The sequence below is a fragment of the Mitsuaria sp. TWR114 genome (assembly GCF_007997345.1).
The window spans coordinates 1-4,500 of record NZ_VOSR01000741.1; the positions used below are offsets into that span (position 1 = coordinate 1).

Genomic DNA, 4,500 nt, shown 5'->3' on the forward strand with positions numbered 1-4,500 from the left:
ATCGCCGCCGCCGTCATCGTCGCCGGCCTGGTCTATGGCGGTTATGAATGGATCGTCGGCCGCCGCTACGAGACGACCGACAACGCCTACGTGCAGGCCAACGTCGTGCAGATCACGCCGCTGGTGGGCGGCACCGTCCGCGCCGTCTATGCCGACGACACCGACTTCGTGAAGGCCGGCCAGAAGCTGGTCAGCCTGGACCCGGTCGATGCGCGTGTCGCGCTGGAGCAGGCGCAGGCGCAGCTGGCCCAGACGGTCCGCGAGGTCCGCACCCTGTATGCCAACAACAGCGGCCTGGAAGCGCAGGTCAAGGTGCGCGAGGCCGACCTCAAGCGCGTCGCCTCCGACATGGAGCGTCTGCAGGCCGACGTCGCCCGCCGCCAGCCGCTGATCGCCACCGGCGCGGTCGGCAAGGAAGAGCTGGAGCATGCCCAGTCGCAGCTGACGGCCGCCCGCGCGCAGGCCGCCGCCGCGCAATCGGCGCTGCAGGCCGCGAAGGACCAACTGGCCTCCAACCAGGTGCTGACCGACGGCGTCAAGGTCGAGGACCATCCCAACGTGCTGCGCGCCGCGGCCCGCCTGCGCGAGAGCTACCTGGCGCTGCTGGTCGAGCGGCCGATCGCGCCGGTGGACGGCTGGGTCGCGCGCCGCTCGGTGCAACTGGGCCAGCGCGTGGCCGCCGGCGCGCCGCTGATGGCGGTGGTCGGCCTGCAGCAGGTCTGGGTCGACGCCAACTTCAAGGAAAGCCAGCTGGCCAAGCTGCGCATCGGCCAGAAGGCGACGCTGGAGGCGGACGTCTACGGCAAGAAGACCGAGTACCACGGCACGGTCCAGGGCCTGGGCGCCGGCACGGGCGCGGCCTTCGCGCTGCTGCCGGCGCAGAACGCCACCGGCAACTGGATCAAGGTGGTGCAGCGCGTGCCGGTGCGCATCGCGCTGGATCCGAAGGAAGTGCAGGAGCACCCGCTGCGTGTGGGCCTGTCGATGGACGTGCAGGTCGACGTCCGTGAGCAGGGCGGCCAGATGCTGGCCGCCGCGACCGGCGCCAGCGCGCCGCGGCTGCAGACGACGATCTTCGACGCGCAGGAGAAGGCCGCCGACGAGCAGGTGAACCGCATCATCGCGGCCAACCTCGGCAAGGCGGCCGCCGCCAGGACCTCGACCTCGTCCTCGATCACCACGCGCGTGCAATGAGCAATTCCACTTCCATGGATGCGGCACCGGCGCCCGCGCCGTCGGCCGCACCGGTCGCGCCGGCCGCCCCGCCGCCGTTGACCGGCACGGCCCTGGTGCTGGGCACGATCTCGCTGTCGCTGGCGACCTTCATGAATGTGCTGGACTCGTCCATCGCGAACGTGTCGCTGCCGGCCATCGCGGGCGATCTCGGCGTGAGCCCGGTGCAGGGCACCTGGGTGATCACGAGCTTCGGCGTGGCCAACGCGATCTCGGTGCCGCTGACCGGCTGGCTGACCCAGCGCTTCGGCGCGGTGCGGCTGTTCACGATGAGCGTGCTGCTGTTCGTGCTGGCGTCCTGGCTGTGCGGCTTCGCCCATTCGCTGGAGATGCTGGTGGCGGCGCGGGTGTTCCAGGGGCTGGTGGCCGGGCCGATGATCCCGCTGTCGCAGACGCTGCTGCTGGCGAGTTATCCCAAGCACAAGGCGGGCACGGCGCTGGCGCTGTGGGGGATGACGACGCTGGTGGCGCCGGTGGTGGGGCCGCTGCTGGGCGGCTGGATCACCGACAACGTCACCTGGCCGTGGATCTTCTACATCAACGTCCCGGTCGGCCTGTTCGCGGCCGGCCTGACCTGGAGCATCTACCGGACGCGCGAGACGCCGGTGAAGAAGCTGCCGATCGACACCATCGGGCTGGCCCTGCTGGTGCTGTGGGTCGGCTCGCTGCAGGTGATGCTCGACAAGGGCAAGGAGCTCGACTGGTTCGCGTCGAACCAGATCGTCGCGCTGGCCGTGATCGCGGTCGTGGGTCTGGCGGTGTTCATCGTCTGGGAGCTGACCGACGACCATCCGGTGGTGGACCTGCGGCTCTTCGCGCGGCGCAACTTCCTGTTCGGCGCCTCGGTGCTGTCGATCGCCTACGGCCTGTTCTTCGGCAACGTCGTGCTGCTGCCGCTGTGGCTGCAGCAGCACATGGGCTACACCGCCACGGCCGCGGGCTTCGCGCTGGCGCCGGTGGGCGTGCTGGCGATCCTGCTGTCGCCGGTGGTGGGGCGCAAGGTGTCGACGTGGGACCCGCGCGCGATGGCGAGCTTCGCGTTCGTCGTGTTCGCGATCGTGCTGTTCATGCGCTCCAAGTTCACGACCGACACCGACCTGGCCGCCATCATGGTGCCCACCATCCTGCAGGGCGGGGCGCTGGCCTTCTTCTTCATCCCGCTGACGACGCTGACGCTGTCAGGTATCACGCCGGAGCGGATCGCCGCGGCGGCGGGCCTGTCCAACTTCGTCCGGATCACGGCGGGGGCGATGGGGACGTCGATCTCCACGACCCTGTGGGAGAACCGCGCGACGCTGCATCACCATCACCTGGCGGAGCGCCTGGCGCTGGGCGACGTGCCGGAGACGCAGGCGATCGAGACCTTGCAGCGCCAGGGCTTCAGCCATGACCAGGCGCTGGCCTACCTGAACCGGCTGGTCGACCAGCAGGCCTTCACCCGGGCGGCGGACGACATCTTCCTGGCCTCGGCGATCCTGTTCCTGGTGCTGATCGCCTTCGTCTGGCTGACCAAGCGCCCGCCGAAAATGGGCGCGCCGGTGGACGCGGGCGGGGCGCACTGAGCGCCAGCGGCCTCACGCCCACCAGCGAACTTCAGTGGTGGCTCACGCCTTCGACGACGCCAGGTCCAGGCAGTAGGCGATGAGCTCGTCGAGCTCGCTGGACTTGTCGAAGACCCGGTCGGCGCCGAGCTGCTCGCAGCGCTGGCGCATGTCGACGGTGGCGTAGTTGGTCAGCACGATCAGCTTGGCCTCGGGCTGCAGCAGCCGGGCCTTGGGCAGCAGCGACATGCCCGAGCCCCGCTTGAGGAACAGGTCGATGATCAGCAGGTCGCAGGGGACCGCCTCGTCATGCAGCCAGCGCAGCGCGGCGGCCTCGTCCTCGGCCTGGCCGACGACGGCCAGGTCCAGCATCTCCTGCAGCGTCGCCACGAGGTTCTCGCGGATGAGCGGGCTGTCCTCGACCAGGAAACAGTTCAGCGTGCCGGGCGTCGGATCGATGACGGGAACGGTGGACATGGGCGTGGGCATATGGGAGGCGCCCATTATCACGATCCCGGCCTCCGCTTCGACACGGGCGCCAGCCGGGCGTTGCATTCGGACAGCGCGCGCAGGCTTTCATCGTCCGGATCCTCGCCCAGGTCGATCAGCGGCACGATCGCCGCCAGCGGCGCCACGGCCACGCCCAGCACCGCCGCCGGCACCAGCTTGCGCAGCAGCGGGGCCTTCTGAAGGCTGAGCCGCGGATCGCCCAATGTCCCCTGGATGTTCAAGGGCGTGCGCAGCGTCAGCGGGCTCTTGTCCTTGGGATCGACCTTGGCGACCAGGTTCAGCCGCTCGGTGGCCAGCGACATGTCGCCGTCGACCAGCACCACCGAATCCTTGGTGTCCACCACCATCGGCCGCGGCGTCACCATCCCGTCCTTGACCCGCAGATCGGCGACGCCGCAGTTCACCTGCAGGGCGTCGTCACCGCGCACCAGCAGGCCCAGGCCCTGCGCGATGTCGATACCGGCAGCCTCGACGATCAAGTGCGACACCGTGCCATCGGTCCAGTACAGCACCATGCGGCCGTCGGCGCTGGCCAGCAGCTCCGCCGTCGAGCGCCCGACGCCATCCAGCGCGATGCGTCCGCCCATCACGCCGGTCACCCAGCGCTGTCCGTTCTTGCGCTCCAGGTTCAGCCACTGCTCCAGATGCACGCCGCTGACACGCAACCGCGCCTGCCACCGGGCCTTGGGCTCGCGGCCGTCCAGGCGCATCAGGCCGGCGACCTGGCCGCGCGCCACGCGGGCGTCGATGTCGCGCAGCTCCAGCACGCCGTCCTTCAGCACGATGCGGGCGTTCAGCGGCTCGGCCGCCTGCAGCAGGGCCGAGCCGGACTCGAAGCGCGCGAGCTTCACGTTCACGTTGGCGTTCATCGCGCGCAGCGAGGGCAGGTCGAACTGCTTGTCCGGAAGCACGCGCGACGTGGCCTTCTTCGCCCGTGGGGCGCCCGGCTCGGCCGGCACGCCGACGGCCGGGCCCAGGTCGGCCAGCCAGAGCTCGCGGCCGCGCAGCTCGCCGGTCAGCGTGGGCACGGCGTTCTCGGGCTTGTCGTACTGGAACTCGCCGCTGAGCTGGCTCTTGCCGATCGTGGCCTGCCGCACCGCGGTGGTCCAGCGCGTGCCCTCGCGGGTGAGCCGCCCGCGCATCGAGAAGGCCGGCGTGGTCGGCAGCGTGACGCCCAGCGGCTCGCCGACCGCGGCCAGCGACGGGCCGCTGAGGG

General features: G+C 70.5%; 4 protein-coding genes. 2 read left to right on the top strand and 2 right to left on the bottom strand.

The features are described 5' to 3' along the window. On the top strand, nt 1-1,194 hold a 1,194-nt coding region (locus FUT87_RS23420), incomplete at its 5' end, for an HlyD family efflux transporter periplasmic adaptor subunit (RefSeq protein WP_147242562.1). After that, nucleotides 1,191-2,795, top strand: a complete 1,605-nt coding sequence (locus tag FUT87_RS23425) for a DHA2 family efflux MFS transporter permease subunit (RefSeq protein ID WP_147242372.1) — start codon at nt 1,191-1,193, stop codon at nt 2,793-2,795. The genes FUT87_RS23420 and FUT87_RS23425, both read left to right, overlap by 4 nt. A gap of 42 nt (nt 2,796-2,837) precedes the next feature. Here the strand turns inward: FUT87_RS23425 and FUT87_RS23430 are convergent, their stop codons facing one another. Both FUT87_RS23430 and FUT87_RS23435 read right to left on the bottom strand, forming a co-directional pair. Next, nucleotides 2,838-3,251 (bottom strand): response regulator transcription factor, encoded by a 414-nt coding sequence (locus FUT87_RS23430; RefSeq protein ID WP_091725252.1) that lies wholly within the window; start codon nt 3,249-3,251, stop codon nt 2,838-2,840. Nucleotides 3,252-3,280: 29 nt separating this feature from the next. Next, nucleotides 3,281-4,500: AsmA family protein (locus FUT87_RS23435; RefSeq protein WP_147242563.1), on the bottom strand; the 1,220-nt coding region annotated here is incomplete at its 5' end.